2 protein-coding genes are annotated in these 2,238 nt (G+C 68.9%); both read left to right on the forward strand.

From position 1 onward, the window contains the following. Nucleotides 1–324: 324 nt before the first annotated feature. A complete protein-coding gene (locus tag IG99_RS49970; protein WP_051866631.1) occupies nucleotides 325–639 on the forward strand; it encodes an SDR family NAD(P)-dependent oxidoreductase in 315 nt (104 codons plus the stop codon). Between the two features lie 358 nt (nucleotides 640–997). After that, a complete protein-coding gene (locus IG99_RS43265) occupies nucleotides 998–2,095 on the forward strand; it encodes an MMPL family transporter (RefSeq protein WP_051866632.1) in 1,098 nt (365 codons plus the stop codon). Nucleotides 2,096–2,238 lie beyond the last annotated feature (143 nt).

Raw genomic sequence — 2,238 nt, forward strand, 5'->3', positions numbered from 1 at the left:
AGCACGTCGTCCGGCTGGACGGCGCGCCAGGCCGCGTCGAAGTCGAACGAGGTGTTCGCCCGGCCCCGAGCGCGGAGGATTTCCAGGCTGAGGGTGCCTGCCGCCGGCTTCGCCTCTTCGCCGTCCACCAGGATGAGGTGCTCGAGGGCCACACCGGATTCTCTGATCGCAGGACGGGAGCCGGCGCCGTTGCAGTTCCTCGTCTTTATCTTTGTTGTGAAAGCGCGCGCTCTTGCGTACTGGCCCTCACCCAGGACGCGACTGGCTGGTGGGCGCTGCGACGCCTTGAGTGCCGGGAAGGCCCGCACACTCTGTCCGTACGGCTTGACGACCTCGACCCAGGACGCGGGGATCGGTGAGACACCGGCGAAGGAGGCGAAGACCGCCTCCGAGCGGAACCGGCCGGGATGTGACCTGGTCAACAACCCGTGCATCAGCAAGGGCAGCACCGCGCTGGACGTCACCGATGAGGAATGGCACCAGGTGCTGGATGCCAACCTCAACGGCGTGTGGCGGTGCGCCCGCAACGTCGGCGGACAGATGGTCGCCCGCGGCATCGGCACCCTCGTCAACGTCGGGTCGATGTACGCGATGAACGTCAACCGGCCGCGCTGGCAGTCGGCATACCTCGCCTCGTAGGCGGCCGTACACCAGCTCACCACGATCGTTACTGTCGCGCCGAGCCGGACGAGGAGATCTGGCAACGCCGGCTCGTCGACGACCTCACATCCCCAGCAGTGGCATCACCTGCGTAATCGACCGCACGGAAGGGGCCGTGCTGGTGCGGCGCGTGCCAGCTCCCGGGGATCGTCGAAGCGTCCTGCACATGTCCGATCGGGGCCGTCGACGGCAGACGCTTGCCCCCCTCTCTGCTGCGATCGCAGTAGACGCAAGTGCCTGCCAACGGCCAATGACGAGAGACCGGAGAACTGCGAGTGTTCAAGTGGGCCGTGATCGTCGGCCCGCACGCGTGACAGTCCCCTGGAAAGGCTCGTCGATGTCCCCTCTCGCCCGCTGGTGCCACCGGCACCGGCTCGCCGTCGTCCTGGTCTGGGTAGGCCTGTTGCTCGCTCTCGGCGCCGGAGTCGGTGCGGCCGGCAGCGCCTTCGGCAACAGCCCGACCTCGCAGGACACCGACTCGGCCAAGGCGACGGCACTGCTCCAGCAAGCCTCCAACAGTGCGGCGGGCAAGAGCGGCCGGGTGGTCTGGCAGGTGAACGGCGGTGAGGTCACCGAGCCCGCCGCCAAGCAGGTGATGACCCGGACTCTGAAGGAGATAGCCGAGGCACCGGGCGTCGCCGAGGTGACCAGCCCCTACACACCACTCGGCAAGGGGCAGATCAGCAAGGACGGCCAGACGGCCTACGCCTCGGTCGCATTCGACCGGGAGGTGGAGGACACCCAGGTCGACCATGTGAAGGACATCGCCACCGGCCCGGAGTCGGGGACCCTGCACATCGCGCTGAACGGGCAGGCGTTCACCGTCAACCCCGCTCCCAACCCAGTCGCCGACGTCATGGGCATCGCCCTCGCCTTCATCGTGCTGCTGTTCGTCTTCCGGGCCGTCTGGGTGGCGGCGCTGCCGATCATCACGGCCATCGTCGGTGTCGGCACCTCCGCGGTCACGGTGATCCTGCTCAGCCACGTCATCACACTCTCCGACACCACGCTCACCCTGGGTTCGCTGATCGGTCTGGGCGTGGGCATCGACTACGCGCTGTTCATCGTCAACCGGCACCGCACCAACCTCATGGCGGGCATGAGCGTCGCCGAATCGGCAGCCAAGGCCCTCAACACCTCCGGCCGGGCCGTGGTGTTCGCCGGGCTGACCGTCGTCGTCGCGCTGCTGGGCATGCTCACCCTGAACGTCGGCATCATCAACGGCAGTCCGGCTGGACCGGGCCGAGCTCCTCGGGCCGGCCTGGGCTGTGGGGCCGGTGGGCCGAGCGGGTGCAGGCCAGGCCCAGGACGCTGGCCCTCGTCGCACTGGCCGTGCTCGCGGCGCTCGCGCTGCCGACGCTGTCGCTGCGCCTGGGTGCCTCCGACGACGGCAACCTGCCCACGACCTCGACGAACCGGCAGGCGTACGACATGATCGCCGACGGGTTCGGGCCTGGCTTCAACGGCCCGCTCGTCCTGGCGGTCCAGGCCCCCGACGCCGCCGGCAAGGCCGCCGAGAGGAAACTGGTCACCGCCCTCGAGAAGGTCGACGGTGTCGCCAGTGCCAACTCCGCGCCC

The organism is Streptomyces griseus subsp. griseus, from assembly GCF_000720255.1.
In the GTDB taxonomy this organism is placed as follows: domain Bacteria; phylum Actinomycetota; class Actinomycetes; order Streptomycetales; family Streptomycetaceae; genus Streptomyces; species Streptomyces griseus_I.

What these genes read in the sequence shown, in the direction of transcription:
- IG99_RS43265 (WP_051866632.1), top strand. Translation starts at nt 998, where the DNA reads ATGTCCCCTCTCGCCCGCTGGTGCCACCGGCACCGGCTCGCCGTCGTC.